14 protein-coding genes are annotated in these 20,477 nt (G+C 42.5%); 9 read left to right on the forward strand and 5 right to left on the reverse strand.

The genetic code is table 11. The features are described from left to right. Window positions 1-74 precede the first annotated feature (74 nt). Complete coding sequence (locus O9X84_RS14875; RefSeq protein ID WP_269520489.1) at window positions 75-848, reverse strand: ThuA domain-containing protein; 774 nt, start codon at window positions 846-848, stop codon at window positions 75-77. 456 nt (window positions 849-1,304) lie between these two features. On the opposite strand from O9X84_RS14875, the gene O9X84_RS14880 reads away from it, so the two are divergent. Further along, a complete protein-coding gene (locus tag O9X84_RS14880; protein ID WP_269520490.1) occupies window positions 1,305-2,480 on the forward strand; it encodes a Gfo/Idh/MocA family protein in 1,176 nt (391 codons plus the stop codon). A gap of 63 nt (window positions 2,481-2,543) precedes the next feature. Here the strand turns inward: O9X84_RS14880 and O9X84_RS14885 are convergent, their stop codons facing one another. After that, the gene (locus O9X84_RS14885) at window positions 2,544-4,457 is read right to left on the reverse strand and encodes an endo-1,4-beta-xylanase (protein WP_269520491.1); all 1,914 of its coding nucleotides are present in this window, start codon (window positions 4,455-4,457) and stop codon (window positions 2,544-2,546) included. Window positions 4,458-4,568: 111 nt separating this feature from the next. Continuing rightward, complete coding sequence (locus O9X84_RS14890; RefSeq protein ID WP_269520492.1) at window positions 4,569-5,336, reverse strand: AraC family transcriptional regulator; 768 nt, start codon at window positions 5,334-5,336, stop codon at window positions 4,569-4,571. Between the two features lie 187 nt (window positions 5,337-5,523). Here O9X84_RS14890 and O9X84_RS14895 point away from each other — a divergent pair, with 187 nt between their 5' ends. The 8 genes from O9X84_RS14895 to O9X84_RS14930 all read left to right on the forward strand — a co-directional run bounded on the left by O9X84_RS14895 (window position 5,524) and on the right by O9X84_RS14930 (window position 18,003). Then, the gene (locus tag O9X84_RS14895; RefSeq protein ID WP_269520493.1) at window positions 5,524-6,579 is read left to right on the forward strand and encodes a sugar phosphate isomerase/epimerase family protein; all 1,056 of its coding nucleotides are present in this window, start codon (window positions 5,524-5,526) and stop codon (window positions 6,577-6,579) included. An 11-nt stretch (window positions 6,580-6,590) separates the two neighbouring features. Continuing rightward, window positions 6,591-7,826 carry an MFS transporter gene (locus O9X84_RS14900; RefSeq protein WP_269520494.1) on the forward strand — a complete coding sequence of 412 codons (1,236 nt, stop codon included), beginning with the start codon at window positions 6,591-6,593 and terminating at the stop codon, window positions 7,824-7,826. A gap of 9 nt (window positions 7,827-7,835) precedes the next feature. After that, the gene (locus O9X84_RS14905; RefSeq protein WP_269520495.1) at window positions 7,836-8,447 is read left to right on the forward strand and encodes a gluconate 2-dehydrogenase subunit 3 family protein; all 612 of its coding nucleotides are present in this window, start codon (window positions 7,836-7,838) and stop codon (window positions 8,445-8,447) included. A 17-nt stretch (window positions 8,448-8,464) separates the two neighbouring features. Then, the gene (locus O9X84_RS14910) at window positions 8,465-10,198 is read left to right on the forward strand and encodes a GMC oxidoreductase (RefSeq protein WP_269520496.1); all 1,734 of its coding nucleotides are present in this window, start codon (window positions 8,465-8,467) and stop codon (window positions 10,196-10,198) included. A gap of 84 nt (window positions 10,199-10,282) precedes the next feature. Continuing rightward, window positions 10,283-13,309 carry a TonB-dependent receptor gene (locus tag O9X84_RS14915; protein WP_269520497.1) on the forward strand — a complete coding sequence of 1,009 codons (3,027 nt, stop codon included), beginning with the start codon at window positions 10,283-10,285 and terminating at the stop codon, window positions 13,307-13,309. Between the two features lie 146 nt (window positions 13,310-13,455). Beyond that, window positions 13,456-15,051 carry a tryptophan halogenase family protein gene (locus tag O9X84_RS14920; RefSeq protein WP_269520498.1) on the forward strand — a complete coding sequence of 532 codons (1,596 nt, stop codon included), beginning with the start codon at window positions 13,456-13,458 and terminating at the stop codon, window positions 15,049-15,051. Between the two features lie 257 nt (window positions 15,052-15,308). Continuing rightward, on the forward strand, window positions 15,309-16,493 hold the full coding sequence (locus O9X84_RS14925; protein ID WP_269520499.1) for a hypothetical protein: 1,185 nt from the start codon (window positions 15,309-15,311) through the stop codon (window positions 16,491-16,493). Beyond that, window positions 16,480-18,003, forward strand: a complete 1,524-nt coding sequence (locus tag O9X84_RS14930; RefSeq protein ID WP_269520500.1) for a tryptophan halogenase family protein — start codon at window positions 16,480-16,482, stop codon at window positions 18,001-18,003. Before O9X84_RS14925 ends, O9X84_RS14930 begins: the two co-directional genes overlap by 14 nt. A gap of 34 nt (window positions 18,004-18,037) precedes the next feature. Here the strand turns inward: O9X84_RS14930 and O9X84_RS14935 are convergent, their stop codons facing one another. Both O9X84_RS14935 and O9X84_RS14940 read right to left on the reverse strand, forming a co-directional pair. Further along, window positions 18,038-19,756, reverse strand: a complete 1,719-nt coding sequence (locus O9X84_RS14935) for a GMC oxidoreductase (protein ID WP_269520501.1) — start codon at window positions 19,754-19,756, stop codon at window positions 18,038-18,040. Then, a complete protein-coding gene (locus O9X84_RS14940) occupies window positions 19,753-20,313 on the reverse strand; it encodes a gluconate 2-dehydrogenase subunit 3 family protein (protein WP_269520502.1) in 561 nt (186 codons plus the stop codon). The genes O9X84_RS14935 and O9X84_RS14940 overlap by 4 nt, the downstream gene beginning before the upstream one ends. Window positions 20,314-20,477 lie beyond the last annotated feature (164 nt).

Raw genomic sequence — 20,477 nt, forward strand, 5'->3', positions numbered from 1 at the left:
GGCAACGACAATTCTTTGTAATTAAATACTCCTAATCCTGCTGATGTCAGTGATTAGGAGTCGTTTAATTACTTCTACTCAATTCCCTTTCCCGTTGCCGCCCAATATATCCCCCCATACAGATGGGATAAAAACACTTCATCTCGGTAGACACCAGGTATATGGCCTAAGGCAGTATAAAAAGAACGACCTCCGTCAAATTCGTGATACCACGCCATAGGATGAAATTCACCCATACCATCTGACTTTTTATCGCCCCAGTCGGCTTTCGGACTATAGGTCGATTCGTCAACGGTAAGCAGGTATTGCAATCCCTCTATGTTGGCGGGTAAGAAGGTATATAGTTCATCTGTCCAAAGGTGCCTATCATTGAACCCTTGCATACCCGGGAATCTATTGTTTTGCTTTACTAACCTCGCTGTCTGGTTTTCTGGGTGTATTTTGAAGTAATGGCCAACGAGTTTTCCGTACCACTCCCAGTTGTACTCTGTGTCTGATGCTGAATGAACACCAACAAAACCTTTCCCACTTTGAATGAAGCGCTTGAAAGCTTGCTGTTGCTCATTATTAAAAATATCCCCTGTGGTATTCATTAACACTATCGCATCGAACTGACTTAAATAATCATCGTTCATTACTAGGCCTGCATACTCGTGCCATTCCAAGCCAAAATCATGACGTGAGGCTAATTCTCTCATGGCAGTCACACCTTCATGAATAGAGCTATGATGCCAACCTGCTGTTTTCGTGAAAAGCAAAACTTTGAATTGCGCTGCATAAGCTGAACTCATAGTCACTAACGATAGACACGCTACCGTAATTATGAATAAGTACTTCCTAATTTTCATGAGGTGATTCCTTCATTTTTTTTTAAATTAAATTATAGAAATATAACAGAAATTATATTTCCGATATTAACGACGACTTTCTCAATTATCAGCTAACAGTAAAGGCAAGTTCAGCTAGTCTAAATGCATGCACATTATTACCGCGCTATGCTGCCATGTAAAAATAATGTTAATAAGGCGTGTTGTGGTTAAGTCACTTGCGAACTGTTTTATTGTTCATCTACATTCGAAAACTCTTAAGCGAAGTGTTAAACCATTGTTAAAAAATGGCATAGCGCTTCATGATCATCCGCAGAGTTATAAACTTTCTTACACTCTACAGCATGAATATTCTATTGGCTCGCTGCGAGGGCTATGACGCTGAAAAATGCGTATTAAAGTCCGATAAATTCGTATCGGCGCATCAATGCTCTGTTTACAATGTGATAACAAAAAATGTAAACAGAGAAAAGCTACATGAGCAAAACGCGCAATAAAGTACGAATGGGCATGGTCGGAGGCGGACAGGGCGCCTTTATTGGTGCAGTGCACCGGTCTGCTGCTGCAATCGATGGCGAGATAGAATTAGTCTGTGGTGCATTCAGTAGCTCCCACGAGAATTGTTTAACAACAGGCAGAGAACTTAACTTGGCGTCTGAGCGCTGTTACTCCGATTTTAATACAATGTTTGCTGCGGAAGCTCAACTGCCGCCTGAAAAACGAATGCAGTTTGTCTCTATAGTCACACCTAACCATTTACATTATGCCGTGGCAAAGGCTGCTATTGAAGCTGGTTTTCATGTGTTATCAGATAAACCCGCAACGTTTACGCTCCAAGAAGCCATTGACTTAAAAGCTATACTTAATCAACACAATGTTTTGTACGGACTCACACATACCTATACCGGGTACCCATTGGTTCGCGAAGCTAAAGACCGAATAGCTCAAGGTGAATTAGGAACAGTCACTAAAGTTGTTGCTGAATATTCACAGGGTTGGTTAGCACAACCGCAAGACTCAAGTAATAAGCAAGCGAGTTGGCGCTTAGACCCTTCTCGGGCCGGTGTCAGTTGCTGTATGGGTGACATAGGGGTGCATGCAGCAAATTTAGCAGAATTTGTTTCTGGTTTGGAAATTACTAGGATGTGTGCTGATTTGTCTCCGGTGGTTAGCGGCCGACAGCTTGACGATGATGGTAATATTTTAATGCGATTTAACAACGGCGCTAAAGGCGTTTTGATCGCAAGTCAAATCAGTGTCGGCGAGGAGAATAACTTAAATATTCGTATTTACGGCACAAAGGCTGGACTAGAATGGCATCAACAAGAACCCAACACCCTTACTATCAGATACAACGATAAGCCTAGCCAAGTTGTTCGTACAGGTGTCGGTGGCTTTAGTCCTGCGGCGGCCGGTTCAATGCGTATTCCAGCCGGCCATCCTGAAGGGTATCTAGAGGCATTCGCAAATTTATACGTTGATTTTGCAAACCAGGTGCGTGAATTTGATAATAGCGACAAGTACGTTAATCTAGCCAGTATAATTCCCGGAATTGATGACGCAATCCGAGGTATGGCATTTATTGAAAATTGCGTCGCCGCTAGTCAAGCAAACGAGGGATGGCTAGAGTTTAAGCTGGCTAATGTTTTATAGTATTTGATAAGCACACGCTTGTTGGTTAAGTTCATCCCGACGTCCAAGTGAGTAGTCTGAGTGCTACTCTACTTGTAGCGTAAAGCGATTAGGTTTATCTGGGCCTAGCTTCATACGTGAAACTGTCTCCTTACCATCTATTTCAACCTTAATAACATAGTCTCCGTAAAACCCTCTCGCTGCGAAGTTACCACTGTCATCAGTCTTACCACTAAAATCGTTCCAAAAAGTGCTATATACAGTGTCATGCCAGGCCTTTTGGTTGAGTTTCGGTGACCAATCACGATGGTACATGGCTGCATTAGGTCGCCAATGCGCACCCGCCCAGAAACCCCATTTTTGAACTCCGACGGTTGCGGGATGACTGAAGAATATCGTTAAGAAGTCACGCGTATAATCTGCCTGCATTTGCTCATCGGACGTATCGATGTCGAACTCTGTTGCGCGTATCATCAAATTTGGAAAGGCTGAGTGATATTTATCTATGATGTCAAAAATTTGAGTTATAGGCGTAGGGGTCGCACTAAAGTGACTTTGCAGGCCGATACCGTGAACTGGCGCATCATTTGAAAGCAAATAGTCGATAGTATTGAAGTAATGGTCTTGATGAACGCTGTTCCTACCGCCACCTGAAATAATAGAATAATCATTAATAAATAGGCGCGCACTAGGATTTTCTCTTTGTGCTTGAGAAAACCAATCAAGCATAACTTGATCACCAAATGCGTCCATTAAATAGTGATTGTCGAAAGGCTCGTTTAAAACGTCCCATTCGTCAATTAGTTCGTGTGTTTTACTGCTTATATCGTGAATGTGGTCTTTAACCACACTTAAAATGTGCGGATTCGCTGCACGAGGGTTAGAATCTGGTAAGAAATGTTGAACCGAGTTAGGCATATTACGTTTTGATGGCCAAACCATAACATGTCCCCGCGTATAGAGTTGGTGGTCCTTTAACCACGCCAGTGCGGCAAGCGCTCTCGATTGGCTAAAGTTATCATTCCACTCTCCAGACCAAGCCCCCCACTTAAGGTTATTTTCTAATCCACTTTGATTAAAGTTCTCTAACAGCTTTGTTCTGTACATTTTGCTATCTTCGTCGTTCATGACTAAATGTCGAGCCGCGGCAACAGAGCCAAAGTGGTATAGATGTTTTTCGAAAGTGACACTTACCTTTGCGTCAGGCAAGGGCTTAGCGTTAGAGTCTTCGACAACTATGGAAAAGTCGCCTTTTCGAAACTTTTCAATTCTTGCTGCAGCATCTCCTCGCCATTTGGCATCTAATTCTCGTCCGACATATGTAGGTTTGGTGACCGGTAAATCACCTATATCAATGCTGTTTCCAAAATTTAACAGACGTATATTGGCTATTTGTACTCTCTGTTTTTTATTGCCGCTGCCAAATCCAAACTTAAGGAATATTTCATTATTATCAAAATTGTCTCGAATGGTCATAGGCAAAAGATATGTCTCCCACTCACCGGAGCTAACGAGTTGATGCATGAGATATTTTGTATAATCTGGGGGCGGAGATTCTACATAAGCGCTCAAAAATCCAGTGCCTGTCTCGTCTGCTGACTCTACCATTCTGAAATAAACAAGTAGCAGTACACTGTCGCCACGGCTTAGAGGCTCGATTATAGGGAAGTTAACCTGTCCATTCCAAAACTGTCCGTTAGGATTATCTACCGATATCTCAATTGCCTTTTTAAATAAAGGGTGATTAACCTCAACGGTGCGAGCATCACCAACCGGTCCCTGATTATCGCCTCTTTCTAAGCCGAAATTTGACTCTGGCAACGCGGGTATTATTGATTTTCCGCCATCAGGAATGTTGAGATTGTCAGGTGAAGCCGATAAAGCTAGTTCTGCAGCAGAGCTTGAAGCACTGTAAAAGCATGGAGCAACCGAAGTGATTAGAAAAAAGACCGCATATGAAAATTGGCTAATTTTATGTTTTATTGTTAATTTAGGCATGAAAGTGCTCTGCTTTTATTTTCTCCTAACAATACTGCTAAACATAAGAACCCGTTACTGATTAATCGGTCGAAAATATTACATATTCGGCGTTGATGTCTCAGAAAAATGTTAACTGCTATCATGTTGGCCCGTTGAATCAAGCACTTGAGATCTTAGCTGAGAAGGCAGAGTTCCAAATAGTAATTTAAACTTTTTACTAAAGTAGCTATGTTCTGTAAATCCACATTGATAGGCAATCTCCATAATGGGTAATGAAGTTTCAATGAGCATTTTTCTTGCATTTTCCAGTCTAACCTCGTTTAAAAGTTGCTTCGGTGTTTTAGATAGATATTTTTTGAATCTGCGCTCCAACGCACTTACTGACAGAAAAGACAGCTTTGCTAATTCATCAATCGAAATATCTCGGTGATAGTTTTCTCTGATAAAGTCTACGGGAGCTTTAATAGCACTGATAGTTGATAGTTCTGACGATGAACGCTCTAACTGATGTGTAAAACCGTAAGAGCCGATTATGTCACCCCGACGATTTAATAATGGGCGTTTGGTGGTTGAGAACCATGCAAATTCACCATCTATCGCTAAGTTTAATTCCACCCTATTTGTTACCAATTCGCCCGCCATTACTTTCTGATCATCTGTCATAAACTGTTTTGCTAGGTGGGGGGGAGAAAAGCATTCATCTGATTTTCCAACGACCTCTGCGAGGGATTTCAGTCCGAATTTATCCAGAAATACCTGATTAACATAGATAATTTTACTATTCTCGTTCTTTAGCCAAAATAGCGTTTCTGGTAGTAGATCGAGTAAATGTATAAGTTGCTTCAATCCGATTTCTTCAAGAAATCTCATATCTACAATTTCTTTATCTGCAATCATTTAATATTTATCCGCGTTCCGAAAAATCAAGAAATAATCATAACGCCGATTATGTTGCATGTATAACCGATTTTATATTACCCCTTGAAAAAGACCCTTGTTAACATCGTTTACATTAATTTTACATATGGTGTATTGATTGGTTAATTGCCAAGTACGCCATTTTCACAGAATTTAAGGATACTCGATGCGAGAGATAAAGGGACCAGGTATTTTCTTAGCGCAATTTGCGTCTGACGAAGCTCCTTTTAATAGCTTAGATAGTATTTGCGAGTGGGCTGCCAGTATTGGCTTTAAAGGCGTTCAAATTCCGACGTGGGATAAGCGCTTATTCAACCTTGAACTAGCTGCTCAGAGTACCGATTATTGCCAAGAAGTAACCGGTATACTTGCAAAGCATGGTCTGACGCTTACCGAGCTATCAACGCACTTGCAAGGGCAGCTTGTTGCCTCGCACCCCGCATACGATGTAATGTTTGACGGTTTTGCCGACGAATCGGTACGTAACAATCCTGAAGCTAGGACGCAGTGGGCTATTAATCAATTACACCTGGCAGCAAAAGCCAGCGGTCGTCTTGGTCTTACGGCGCATGCAAGTTTCTCGGGGGCTCTTTTATGGCAAACATTTTACCCTTGGCCTCAAAGGCCACAAGGTTTAGTGGAAGAAGGGTTTAAAGAATTAGCAAGGCGTTGGAAACCTATATTAAATGCATTCGACGATGTGGGGTGTGACGTTTGTTATGAACTTCATCCTGGCGAGGATTTGCATGACGGGATCACCTTTGAAATGTTTTTAAATGAGGTCGATAACCACCCGCGCGCCAATATTCTTTATGACCCAAGCCATTTCGTTCTTCAACAGCTCGACTACCTTGCATTTATCGACATATATCAAGAGCGCATTAAGGCATTTCATGTCAAAGATGCCGAGTTCATACCCTCTGGCAAAATGGGAGTTTATGGCGGCTATCAACCATGGGTAGATCGTCCAGGACGTTTTCGATCATTAGGCGATGGTCAAATAGACTTCAAAGGTATTTTTTCAAAATTAACAGCAAATGGTTTTGATGGTTGGGCGGTAATGGAATGGGAATGCTGTATTAAGCATCCTGAAGATGGTGCTCGAGAAGGCGCCCAGTTTATAAAAGAGCATATTATTCGGCCAACTGACAAAGCCTTCGATGACTTTGCTGATAGTGGCGCCGACCGTGTTTTGAATCGCAAAATACTTGGTCTTAAATAGGAACACACAAAATGACAAATACGGATATTAGTGGTTCGCAGGCTTCAAGACTGTTTTTGCTTAGCTGTATTGCACTTACCGTTACTGCAATGACATTTGGTATTCGAGCGGGAATTTTAGGTCAATTAGGGGTTGAGTTTGACCTTTCAAATGAACAGCTTGGTTATGTAAACCTAATGGCTTTTTGGGGATTTCCGCTGGCGACGATGTTTGGCGGAGTGTTGTATAACGCGATAGGTGCTAGGGCATTAATTTGGATAGCTTTTGCCTGCCATTTATTAGGATTAGTCCTTACGATATATGCCCAAAGTTTCTGGGGGCTAATGTTGTCATCCTTATTTATTGGTTTTGCAAATGGCTCCGTTGAGGCTGGCTGCAATCCCGTCATCGCTGATTTATTTAAAAATAATAAAACAACCATGCTCAATAAATTTCACGTTTGGTTTCCAGGAGGGATAGTCATTGGTGCTCTCATTTCTTGGTTTATGACCAACGCAGGAATAGGATGGCAATGGCAAATTGCCGTTATGTTGTTGCCCACGTTACTTTATGGTGCGCTATTAATGGGCGCAGTATTTCCTCAGCCTGACAAAGCAATACTGTCGACATCAAGTAATTTTAAGCACCTTCTTACGCCTGTGTATTTTTTCCTAGTGTTTTGTATGACGATTACGGCAACTACCGAATTAGGCACAACACAATGGATTCAAAAAATAATGGGCGAAAACGATGTTCATCCAATGATCATCATGGCCTTGATTTTTGGCATCATGTCAGTGGGTCGATACTTCGCCGGCCCGTTAGTGCATAGGTTTAACCCTAGTGGCGTGCTGCTTTGTTCTGCAATCATTTCTACCGTTGGTCTCTTTCTACTTTCTCAATTGAGTGGTTCGATGATTTACGTTGCAACGATTATTTTTGCTCTTGGCGTTACTTATTTCTGGCCGACCATGATTGGTTGTGTGGCCGAATATCTGCCAAAAACAGGTGCGTTAGGCATGTCATTAATTGGTGGTGCAGGAATGTTTGCTGTGGGTATTTGGAACCCAGTAATCGGCGGCTGGGTTGATGCAGCTGAGGCCAAAGCCATAGCTCAAGGCGCTACGCCAGAGATAGTGGCTACAGTTGCAGGGCCTGCTGTATTGCAGAATTTAATGATATTTCCTTTGGTGTTGATTGTTGCTTACGCCGGTTTTTTCTTCTACATGAAAAACCGTAATAACGCTATTGAGCCTGTAACCAACTGAGAACTATTTATGAATAATGTAAACGAAATCAATCACAGGCGCAGAGCGTTCTTACAAAAACTATCTCATACACTGGGCTCTGCAGCGGCTTTATCTGTTGCTACTGGCTCTGGTATATCAGTAGCATTTGCTTATACACCAAGGGCCGACAGTGCAAATAATCCAGGCCTACTTTTTAGTCAGATGCAGATGCAAATACTCAGTGATATTTGCGCCACTATTTTACCCACTACAACTACAAAAAGTGCTGCAGACGTAGATTGTCACGGCTTTGTAGATCATCAATTAGTGCAGTGTCACAGTGAGCAGCAGCAAAAAATATGTATCGATGCTGTTTCCCTAGTATCCGAGAATGCGCAGTCTGCATATGGCGATGTATTCAGCAATATTAATGAAAAGCAAAGAATTAAAGTATTGGAAGACATCGAAGCACGCACTTCGGCAACACGAGAGCAAAAAGAGCAGTTCAGCTTCTTAAAATCACTCATTGTTTTTGGTTACTTCACATCAGAGGAAGGGATTACCAAAGCCACGAATTTTCAACCCTACCCAGGCGGATTTAAAGGGTCAATTCCGGTTACCGCAGACACTAAGGTCTGGGGTTCGTTGAATTACTACTAAACGAGAAAATAAACGTTATGAATGAGAAATTGTACATAAACGAAACACGCGAACAGTTTGATGTACTTGTCGTTGGCTCTGGAGTGACTGGCGGGTGGGCTGCAAAAGAATTTACCGAGCGTGGCTTCAAAGTCCTAATGATTGAACGTGGCAGAGTTGTTGAGCATAGAAAGGACTATCCAACGGAGGCCAAACCCGCTTGGACTTTTCCCAACAGAACTAAAGTGAATGACTTGCTTACCGAGCAGGAGTACAGCGTCCAGTCCAAGTGCTATGCATTTAACGATACAACTAAACATTTCTTTGGAAATGATCGTGATTTACCGTATTCGACAGAAGACGGTACGGATTTTAATTGGATCCGTGGAAATCAATTGGGCGGAAAATCATTGACATGGCATCGTCAAACCTACCGCATGAGCGACTACGACTTTACAGCAAATAAGAAAGATGGGTATGGAAACGATTGGCCTATTCGTTATAAAGATTTAGAAAAATACTACGGTTATGTAGAAAAATTTGTTGGTATTTCTGGCAACACCGATGGTCTTAAGCAGCTTCCTGATAGCGATTGTTTACCACCTTTTGACATGAAAGTGCCTGAAATAGAAGCTAAAAAGCGTATGGCAGAAAACTTCCCAGATCGCCCAATGGTTATTGGACGGGCTGCGCATTTGTCAAGTCCGTCACAGTTTCACATAGAACAAGGGCGTATGAAGTGTCAAGCAAGAGACGAATGTCAGAAAGGCTGCTCTCTTGGTGCCTATTTTTCAACCCAGAGCTCAACGTTACCAGCCGCTGTTAAGACCGGCAATCTTCATATTGCTCCTAATAGTGTTGTTCACAGTTTAATTTATGATCATGGTAAAAACCGTGTTAGAGGCGTAAAAGTCATTGATGCACAAAGCTTAAGTACCAGAGAGTATTTTGGCAACGTCGTTTTTTTATGTGCATCAACTATTGCGTCAACCCAAGTGCTACTCAACAGTAAGACTAGGGCTCGTCCAAATGGTATTGCGAACAGTTCCGGAGTCACCGGACATTATCTCATGGACCATTGCTACAACGCGCGTGCTCAAGGCAAGTTGCCAGGTTGGGAGGATGAGTATTATTCGGGGCGCCGCCCAACGGGTATCTATGTGCCTAACTTCCAATATACGCCTGAAAAATACAAAAAGAATTATGTTCGTGGATATGCTCTTGGTGGTGAAGCTAATAGGAGTGACTTCAAAGGGAGAGCCACTAACGACGGAATTGGCGCTGATTTTAAAAACTCTCTGACAAAGCCAGGAGCCTGGCATTTCGGATTTTATGCCCAGGGTGAGATGCTTCCGAAATTCGACAATCAAGTATCCCTTAGCTCGAGCAAAACAGATAGGTGGGGCATGCCACAGCTGCATTTCAATGTCCGCTGGTCAGACAACGAAAAAGCGATGATGGATGACTGTGCTATCGAATCGGAGAAAATGCTACGAGCAATAGGTTGTGAAGACATTCAAACTTCCGTCTCGTATCACAATAGCCCTCCCGGCTCAGCGATTCATGAGCTAGGTACGGCAAGAATGGGCCGCGACCCTAAAGATTCAGTGCTCAATGCTTACAACCAAGCACATGATATTCCAAATCTATTTGTTACCGATGGCTCGAGCTATTGCTCGTCGGCGACAGTAAACCCTTCACTCACATTTATGGCGCTGACAGTTAGAGCTGTTGAATTTTGTGTTGAAGAAATGAAACAACGAAGGATCTGATGTTAAAGGTATTGGGTTAAGACCTCATAAACCATTTGAATATAAATGGCACAACAATAAAAACAGGATATCAAAGGACACACAATGGCTAAGAAAATACACACTGGAAGCATTACTAATGCGTTTAAGTACTCATTGGTAGCCTCTGCAATTATTGGCATGACTTCAACATCGTTATGCGCCCAAGAATTACAAGATAAAGAGGAAAGTGATGAGGAGTCACTGGAAATTATTGAAGTAAAAGGGACCAGGGGTGCGCTAATAAACGCACAAAATATGCGACGAGAAGGCGATACATTATTGGATGCGCTTTCTGCATCGGACATTGGCGCTTTACCTGACAGAAGTATTTTAGAAGCAATATCGCGTGTTCCTGGTGTAACGATTGGTCGATTTGCAGCGCCAAATGATCCTGACCACTTTGGTACTGAAGGTAGTGGACTTGTTGTACGTGGGTTAACCCAAGTGCGCAGTGAGTTTAATGGCCGCGATACATTTACAGCAAATTCTGGCCGTTCTTTAAGTTTCGAAGATATTCCTCCAGAGTTAATTGGTAGCGTTGAGGTATTTAAAAACCAAACTGCAGATATGATTGAAGGAGGTATAGCAGGAACTGTCAACCTCATCACTAAAAAGCCATTTGATAATGGCGGTGGGCGCAAAGTTTCAGTATCGGCAGACGTGACGTATGGAGATTTTATTGGCGAGACTACACCGTCATTTTTCGGTTTGTATAGCGACACGATTGATACAAATAATGGACAGTTTGGCTGGCTATTTAATGTGTCACAATCGCAACTGAAAGCGCAATCTGATGGTGTTCAAGTAGGTATCCTAGATCCACACGAAGAATTTGATAATCAATTAGTACCGCGCTCCATGCGCCTTACACGCAAAAAAGATGACCGTGAGCGTGAAGGTTATGCTGGTGTTCTTCAGTTTGAAAGCAATGATGGAAAACTAAACGCGACGGCAGAATTTATTCGTTCAGAATCGAGCCTAGCATGGACCGAGAGCGCGGTTGAATGGGGTGATGACGACTTTAATCGTTCCACTAAACCCGCTCAGGGTACGCAATATGAATTTGGCGACGATGGCGTATTTCAAAGAGGATTTATTACTACCGATGCAGGCTGGCGTGGTGCAGACAATTTACGTCAGCCAGGCGGTCAGTATGGTGGACTGCATCCACTCGTCAGTCGAGCGCGCTTAGACGACTCTCAAGTGCAAGATGTAAATTTAAACGTCGGATATACCCCTAATGATAGTTGGGCATTCAATATTGATTTTCAAAAAGTTACTGCGGAAACACAAATTCAGGACTTCCAAGTTCAAGGCGCTACTTATCTAGTATCTGGCATCGACTTAACTGACGGTAGTATTCCAAGTATCGAATTGCGTAATCCAAACTTTGCAAACGGTACTGAATCACCAAGCGAAAATTATTTTACTGATCCTCAATGGGGTTATCATCGTGCAGCTATGGATCATGTTTCAGATAATGACGGTGAACAAAATAGCTTCAGATTTGATGTGAAACATACATTTAGTGATGGACTTATTACTTCAATTACCAGTGGTGCTCGCTACGCAAAACGGGAGCAAACGTCGAGAGAGTCAACTTATAACTGGGGTAATTTGTCAGTTCCATGGTCGGGTGATACCGGCACAATGTACTGGTTTGATGACGAACGTACAAATTTACCCACGGAAAACATTAGCTTCGAAGACTTTGGTCGAGGCGGTATTCTTGATATAGAGGGCGGCAACAACATAAGAATGCCTGCACTCTCTATTGCAGAAAATTACCGAGATAGTATTAACGGATTAAAAGCTATTTCAGGAGGATGGAGGCCACTTGGCGAGCGTGATGGCGTTATTGCTGGCACTGACTTCTTACCTCAGGAGATCAATGATACATCCGAAACAACTACTGCGCTTTATGCTAAAGCTAATTTTGAAGGTGAACTTGCTAACGGAATGTATTACTCGGGTAATATAGGTTTGCGCTACGTCAAAATTGAAAATGCAACGAGTGGTTCAGTGCAATTCCCTGATAACCGCATAGACGGCCCGCTTGATTTGGATGCTTTACTCATACCGGAACAACAGGCATTTGGCAATAATGCCGCAGTTAGTAAGACTGCGGAAAACGATTATACAAATGTATTGCCTAGCTTAAATATTAAGTTAGATGTTAACGATGAATTTCTAGTTCGCCTTGGAATCTCTGAGGCCATTGCTCTGCCTCAATTGGGTTTATTGCGAAATACAGTAAACATTCGCGGAGATGAAATTATAAGAGAATTCAGTGACACCGAAATAGGTGAGGATGGCCAGCCTGAAGTGATTAGTGCACAGTTCAATCGTTATCTTGCCGATGCCGGTAATCCATTTTTAAAACCTATGGAAGCGTGGAATTATGACCTAACGTTTGAGTGGTATTTTGCAGAAGATGGCAATGTTAATGTCTCTTTGTTCTATAAAGATATCACAAATTACTTTATAAGCGGCTCAACAAACCGTGTGTTTACTAATAATGGTTCTACTCAGACCGTCGAAGTAAACGGTGCAACTAACGGTGAGAAAGGCAAGATTCAAGGGTATGAGCTGTCGTATCAACAATACTATAAAAACCTGCCAGATATACTGCAGGGTTTAGGCACACAGTTTAACTATACTTACGTAAAAGATGAGGGCTCTCCGAATTCTAACCTATCCCCTGATCAGCCTGGTTCGCCAAGTACGGGCGGCGGGGAGTTTGAAGGGTTGCCTCTTGAGGGACTGTCTGAGCATACCTTTAACGCTACCCTGCTGTATCAAAATCACGGGGTTGACGCCCGCTTAGCGTATAACTGGCGTTCGGACTACTTATTGACGACTAGAGATGTTATTACGCAATTGCCTATATTCAGTGAGGCTGCTGGTTTTCTCGACGGTTCTATTTTCTACAACGTTACGGAGAATGTTCAAGCGGGGCTTCAAATGAGTAATCTTCTAAATACCGAGTCGGTAACGCGGATGCAGTATAATGAGGCAGGGGATCAAATAACGAGGGGGGTATTTATTAATGATCGCAGATTTAGCTTTATTGTTAGAGCCAACTTCTAAATTAAAGCTCGACATGCGCTGGTCTATAGCGTAATTAAATCATTAAGCGGGGCAAATTTTAGCTGCCGCGCTTAATTTTTTACGTAATTTTAACCTTTCGTCGTTAGTCATATTCAAAATCTCCTGGAAGTAAAATCGTGTTTTCAATGCCCAATTCAAACATCAAAAAAGTCGTCATATTGGGCGGAGGAACTGCCGGCTGGATGACTGCGGCAGCATTTGCTAAATTGCTACCAAAGAACATTAAGGTCACACTTGTTGAGTCAGAACAGATTGGTACCGTAGGTGTCGGTGAAGCCACCATTCCTCATCTTCGCTATTTTAATCAGCGCCTAGGTATTAATGAAAAGGCGTTTATGCAGGCGACCAACGCAACCTACAAACTTGGCATAGAGTTTTCCAATTGGGGCCAGCAAAGCGACAGGTATATTCATCCATTTGGAGACTATGGACACAGTATAAATGGTATTGCTTTTCATCATATATGGTTATCTCAATTCAGAGCAGGAAACGCAAAGCCGCTTGACGATTATTCTTTGCCTGTTGTTGCCTGCATGGCAGGAAAGTTCGATTTTCCGTTAGCCGATAACAATCATGTTGGTTCAACGTTCTCATACGCGTACCACATAGATGCCTCTGCCTATGCTAAATTTTTACGTAATTTCAGCGAAGGACACGGCGTGCGTCGAAAAGAAGCAAGGATAGTAGACGTAATACTGCGGGCGAGCGACGGAAATATCAGTGAGTTGATATGCGATGACGGTGAGCGCCTTAATGGTGATTTGTTTATTGATTGCTCAGGTTTTAAGGGCATGCTTATTGAGCAAGTACTCAAAGCTGGCTTTGAGGATTGGTCGCACTGGTTGCCGTGTAACAGGGCAGTAGCTGTAGCGAGTAGCGCAAGCGAAGCCCCCTTGCCATACACTAAAGCGATAGCAAGAGATGCTGGCTGGCAATGGCGGATCCCTTTACAGCATCGTACTGGAAACGGTCATGTATTTTGCGATTCGTTCGTAAACACTGATCATGCTTTAAATACACTACTAAACAATCTTGATGGCGACGTGCTTTCACAACCTAATCATCTGCGCTTTCAGGCCGGTCAGCGAAAACAAGCGTGGAAAGCCAATTGCGTGGCTATTGGTTTGTCTAGCGGCTTTTTAGAACCTCTAGAATCAACAAGTATCTACTTAATCCAAGCGAACATCATGAAGTTGCTGGAACTCTTTCCTCATAAGCCGGATATGCAAATTCAGCGTTGTGAATTTAATCGTTACTTCGATAATGAGATGAGCCGCATCCGAGATTTTTTAATTTTGCATTACAACGCGACTCATCGAGAAGACACAGAATTTTGGCGATATTGTAAAAACATGGTGTTGCCAGATACCCTTCAAGAGCGATTAGATTTGTACAAGCAAACGGGCCACATCATGCCTTACAATCATGGTTTGTTTTTGTCTCCTAGCTGGGTGGCTGTTTTAATGGGACAGCGCATCTATCCAAACAGCGTTGATCCGCGAATAGCTAATTTGCATCCTCAAAAAATTGTCGACATGATGAACGTAATTGAACGCGAGGTAGCTGATTTTACAAAACTAATGCCGACTCACAGCCAAGCGTTAGCAGGCTTATCTAACGTGGATAAACGTGTATCACTCGATTCCGCCTCTCTCTATGGTGCAAACTCTACTCGTGGTAGCTACAAATATGGAAATAAGCGCAGCGAGCATACAGCATGATTAAGCACGTAGGGTTTATCGCTAATTCACCAACTCAATGCGTCAAAGCATGCATAGACGCGCTATATTGCTCAGAGAAGCTAGATACTGCAATTGGCAAATGCGCCATTATTTATCCTCAAAGCGTGCCTAACGTTACACATGGGATTACTTCTTTGTCAGAGCAATCGCTCTCTTTACTGCACACCCAAGGAATAGATACAGAGCAGTTAGTAGATATGTGCGATGGGCTGTTTCACTATTCAGATTGTGTTGTAATGAACGAGCAGACAGCAAATTGGTGCTCAATGGCTCCCTTAGGTGTCACCATGCAAGGTGTTGATTTTCATCATTTACTCGCAAGTGCGCTATCTGAAGGGCGTAACATCGATCAAACGATGGTCAAATACTCTTTGAACAACAACTGCCAGAAAAATAATAAACATGCTCTTCCCGCCTCTGACAAACACGATATTCGCTCTAGCTTAAAAGTAAACCTTTGCGTTAACAGTGACAAGTTACTCCATCTTTTAATTAGAGAGTTACCCAAAGAGCAAAGTAAGCTGATATTTTGCCCTGTTGATGACTTAACGCCCTATTTTCTATCACCAAGTGATAAAGCTCTTCATGAGTTTGACCATAACGTGTTGAAAGCGGTCGGAAATAAATCGCTGAACGCTGATTTCTTTTTCGATTACCGTCATAACAAAACCGTGAAGCATTTTTTAGTAAAACAACCGACGGTATTAGAGCCGGGCATATATGTTAAAGATAGGCATATCATTAAGGTAAAAAAATCATCGAATCGTTGTGAAATATGGTGTGTTGAAAATGAAGATACGCCGATTGAGAAAAGTCTGTCTAGTTTAGGGGTACAAGAAGTAACTCCCATAGCAACAGAAAGCGATATTCAGCAGGGTTTTACAGCGTATTGGCAAGGCAACACTATCAACATTGGAGCGCTCACTCAACTGGAGGATATAGGAGTAAGCTTGCCAAATTGTTTGAGTAGGAAGATTCTGGATCACTGGATTGACAACATGCCCAGTAATGCCACCATGCCTATTATTAGAAAACTGGCAAATCAACAATTTTCTCAGTTTGCCGAAAATCTCGCTTGTTTCGCCTTGATGCCTTTATACACTGATAATGCCAATAATGAGATTTTTGATAACATCTTAGCTGAAACACGAACAAAAACTCTTCATGCAATGCACAGTAGGCTTGGTCTTTTTGGGAAAAGCGGTGCTGAATATTTTGCTGATGTCGATCCCATTCCACGCCAAATATGGACTAACCTCATGTTGTCCTTAGGTATCTGGCCACAACAATTCGACATCGTAACAGCCACTATATCAAACAGTTATGAAGTAATTCAAAGGTTAGCAATGCAAATAGAACGAGCCACTGAACAATTACCTTTTAACGCGCAGCAAGGACGTAATTATCATGCAAAGCAGTAGCACATCATCGCACAATGCAATTAAGAACGTGGTTATTTTAGGTGGTGGTTCAGCAGGTTGGATGACAGCATCAGCATTAGCAAAAATTTTTGCTGAACAACGCCTACAAATTACGTTAATAGAATCAGAAGCCGTTGGGACGGTTTCAGTTGGTGAAGCCACTATTCCACAAATCTCTATTTTCAATCGGTTGCTAGGGCTTGATGAGAATGACTTCGTTAAATATACAAAAGGGACATTTAAACTCGGAATAGAGTTTACTAATTGGCGTGAAAAGGGTCATTCGTACATGCATCCATTTGGCTCTTACGGTCGCAACATGGATGCAATTGAGTTTCATCATTACTGGCTAAAAATGTTCAAGCGAGGTCAAGCTCCCGAGCTTGAAAATTATTCTTTGTTATGCACAGCGGCATACGAAGGTCGATTTAGTCAGCCTCAAGCAGTCAAAAACTCACCTTTGGCAAATATTCCCTATGCGTACCACTTCGACGCCACGTTGTATGCAATGTATTTAAGAGAATTTTCCGAGAAACGCGGTGTAAAACGTATTGAAGCAAAGGTGAAAGACGTATTCACTAGGTCAAGCGATGGCTTTATTGATTCGCTGTTGCTCGATGACGGTCAACGTATTGAAGGAGATCTTTTTATAGATTGTTCAGGGTTTAAAGGTCTGCTCATTGAACAGACTTTAAAAACCGGATTCGAAAGCTATAAGCATTGGCTACCGTGCGATCGTGCAGTTGCAATGCCTTGTTTGGCTACTGATAAAGTCTATCCGTTTACTCGTTCTACGGCGCAAGATGCCGGTTGGACATGGCGAATTCCTCTACAGCATCGTATTGGCAATGGTTACGTATACCCCAGTGAGTTTGTTAATGACGATAACGCTATTGAAATTTTGCGTGCGCAAATGGAGAGCGAAGCGATTGCAGAACCTAACCAACTTCGGTGGGAGACCGGTAGGCGCAAACAAGCTTGGAACAAAAATGTGGTGGCAATTGGATTATCCGCTGGTTTCATTGAACCTCTCGAATCAACCGGTCTACACCTCATACAAACAACCATTTCGCGTCTAATGGCGTTTTTTCCTAATAAAGGTTTTAACCACGTCGATATTGACGTGTTTAATCAGCAAACTCAATTAGAAATAGAGCAAATTCGCGATTTCATAATCCTTCACTATAAGCTAACTTCCCGAGATGATTCTGAGTTTTGGCGTTATGTGAAAAATATGTCGGTACCTGACGGTCTTACTGAAAAGTTGTCACTCTATGCTTCTAACGGCCGTATTTTTCGCAAAGATAACGAATTATTCGACGAAACGTCATGGTTAGCAGTAATGCATGGACAGGGTCTAATTCCTGAAAGCTATCATCCTATCGTCGATAACCTAAGTGACGACGAACTAGACTACCGACTTAAACATATTGAAAAAGTTATTAAAGCATCAGTCGATACTATGCCAATGCAAGCTGAATATATTGCGAAACATTGCGCTGCGAGCTAATAGAGGCATATTTATCAAAGGGCATAGCTTGCCTTTAAATAACATTGTTTTTAAGCAACTTGGCCGCATAGTCTGCCGCTCGCGTGGTTATTGCCATATACGTTAACGATGGATTTTGTGTAGCGCTGGACGCCATACAGGCTCCGTCGGTAACAAATAGGTTAGGTATATCGTGAGCCTGCCCCCAGCCATTGAGGACCGATGATTCTGGGTTGTTTCCCATGCACGCGCCGCCCATTTCGTGAACCTGTTTACCCATTGGAATATGTTTGTTTTCTGGTGTCGCTTTTACCTTAATGTTGGTGCAGCCGCCGGCTTCTAGTATTTCATGAATGTCTTTAGCCGCTTGTTTTATCATTTTTCTTTCGTTGGCTTTTATCTCGGCATCGATATGGAGTAACGGCATGCCCCAATCGTCTTTTTTGACAGGGTGTAACGTGGCAACGTTGTCATAGTAGGGTAATACCTCTCCATACATAAAGGCTCTAAAACGCCATGGGCCAGGTTGACCAACACTCTGCTTAGCAATAATACCAATACCTTTTTCCTTCGCACTCGGCCTAGAAAACGTGCGATTTTGAGCAGTTGTTTGAAAACCAAAACCCCGGTCAAAGTTCGCATCTGCTTGTTTTTCATGTCGATAATTCGGAATGTAAGTAGCAATAGGGCGCCGCCCGAATGCAAATTTATCTTCGCTTACGGGCACATCAGCATCTGCGACTACGCCAGTGACGTGGCCAAGTATGTAGTGACCCAGCATTCCGCTGCTATTTGCAATACCATTTGGGAATGTTTTGGATGTAGAGTTCAACATTATTTGAACCGTGCCTAATGCCGATGCACACATGAAAACAACGCGGCTTTTGTACTGTCGCCTCTCTTTCGTATTGGCATCAATGACGGTAACGCCAGATACTTTCTTACTCTCGTCGTCGTAGTCAATGCGCTCTACAATTGAATCTGTAATAACGGTTAAGTTTCCCGTGTTATTAGCTGCAGGCAGTGTGGCAGACTGAGAGCTAAAGTAAGCACCAAAACTGCATCCTCTTCTACAGTATGAGCGAGCCAAGCACTTGCCCCTACCCAATGCGATTTGATCTTGAGAGGGTGAGGTGAGATTAGCGGCTCTTCCTATAATGAGATGTCTGTCGGTATACTTTTTGGCAATATTATTGGAAATGTATTTTTCAGCATAGCTCATTTCCCATGGCGTCTGAAACTCGCCGTCAGGTAGGGTCTTCAAACCATCTTTATTCGCTGAAACCCCTATAAATTTCTCAACATAGCTATACCACGGTGCTAAATCTTCATACCCGATCGGCCATTCAATACCATGGCCGTCTTTCGCATTGGCCTGAAAGTCCATGGGACTCCATCGCAGTACCTGGCGTCCCCATGTAAGTGAACGTCCTCCTAATTGATATCCACGGGTCCACATGAAAGGTTTATCTTCAGGAAAACTGTACGGGTGCTTCTTATCGTCAACAAAAAAGTGCAGCGCGTCGGTTTTATATAAGTGTCCTTTTTTTCTAAGCGTAGCGTAGTGACCATCTTCAGCTAGCGATTCATTTGGCATTCCTCGGTTTTGCAAATCCCAAGGTGCTTTAAAATCTTTGTACTCAGGCCCTCGGTGATCTACATTTCTTCCGCGCTCTACAACCAAAGTTTTAAACCCTCGTTCACAGAATTCTTTAGCCGCCCAGCCGCCTGTAATTCCTGAACCGACAACAATAACGTCATAGTCGTTGTTCATAAGTATTTTCTCTCGTAGATAACGTTCAACTCATCTTGAGTAAGGCTGCCCCGATAACCACCAGGGACAAGAAAGAAGTTAGGGTTAGCTGATTCAGATGAGTAGTGAATATGGAAAATGAGCGCTTTGAGTCGTTTATATGCAATAGCAAAGTCGCTTTTATCCTTATCAAAAGCCCGCTCGTCGATAAGTTCTAGAAAGCTCTGCCTTTTTTCCCTACCGAGTAAAAAGTAGCTTGTATTAAATGTCGATTTTGCGCGTAACAAAAATTCGGATAAGAATTGATTGAATTGTTGCTGTGTCGAGGTTGCTGCCCAAGATATCATTAATTCATCAAGTACCTGTATGGCGTGAGTGTCCATGCTGCCGGGGGTGTCGGTACGAGGTATCATTATATCCGCAATATCGTAAAGTAACGTGAACTGATCCGCTTCGAAAAAAGTCGCATCCGATTTGAAGACAGTCAGGTTAAGCGACTTTTTTAGCTCTGATGGAAGAACGGATGCTGAAACAATGTACAACATAGAACCTAAGAATATTCGTCTATTAATTTCCACGTAATCCTCTTAATGATATCGGCTAGTGAAATTTGATGTCGTTGATAGTACCTAGAAAAGCCAGCCAAAATCAATCATAATCAGTCATAGAAGTTAACATTATTTTGACATCGTTGTTTCAGACAAATATATGAAAGTCGTAGGATAGTGAAAAAACCGTTAAA

The organism is Alteromonas sp. BMJM2, from assembly GCF_027257845.1.
Classification (GTDB): domain Bacteria; phylum Pseudomonadota; class Gammaproteobacteria; order Enterobacterales; family Alteromonadaceae; genus Alteromonas.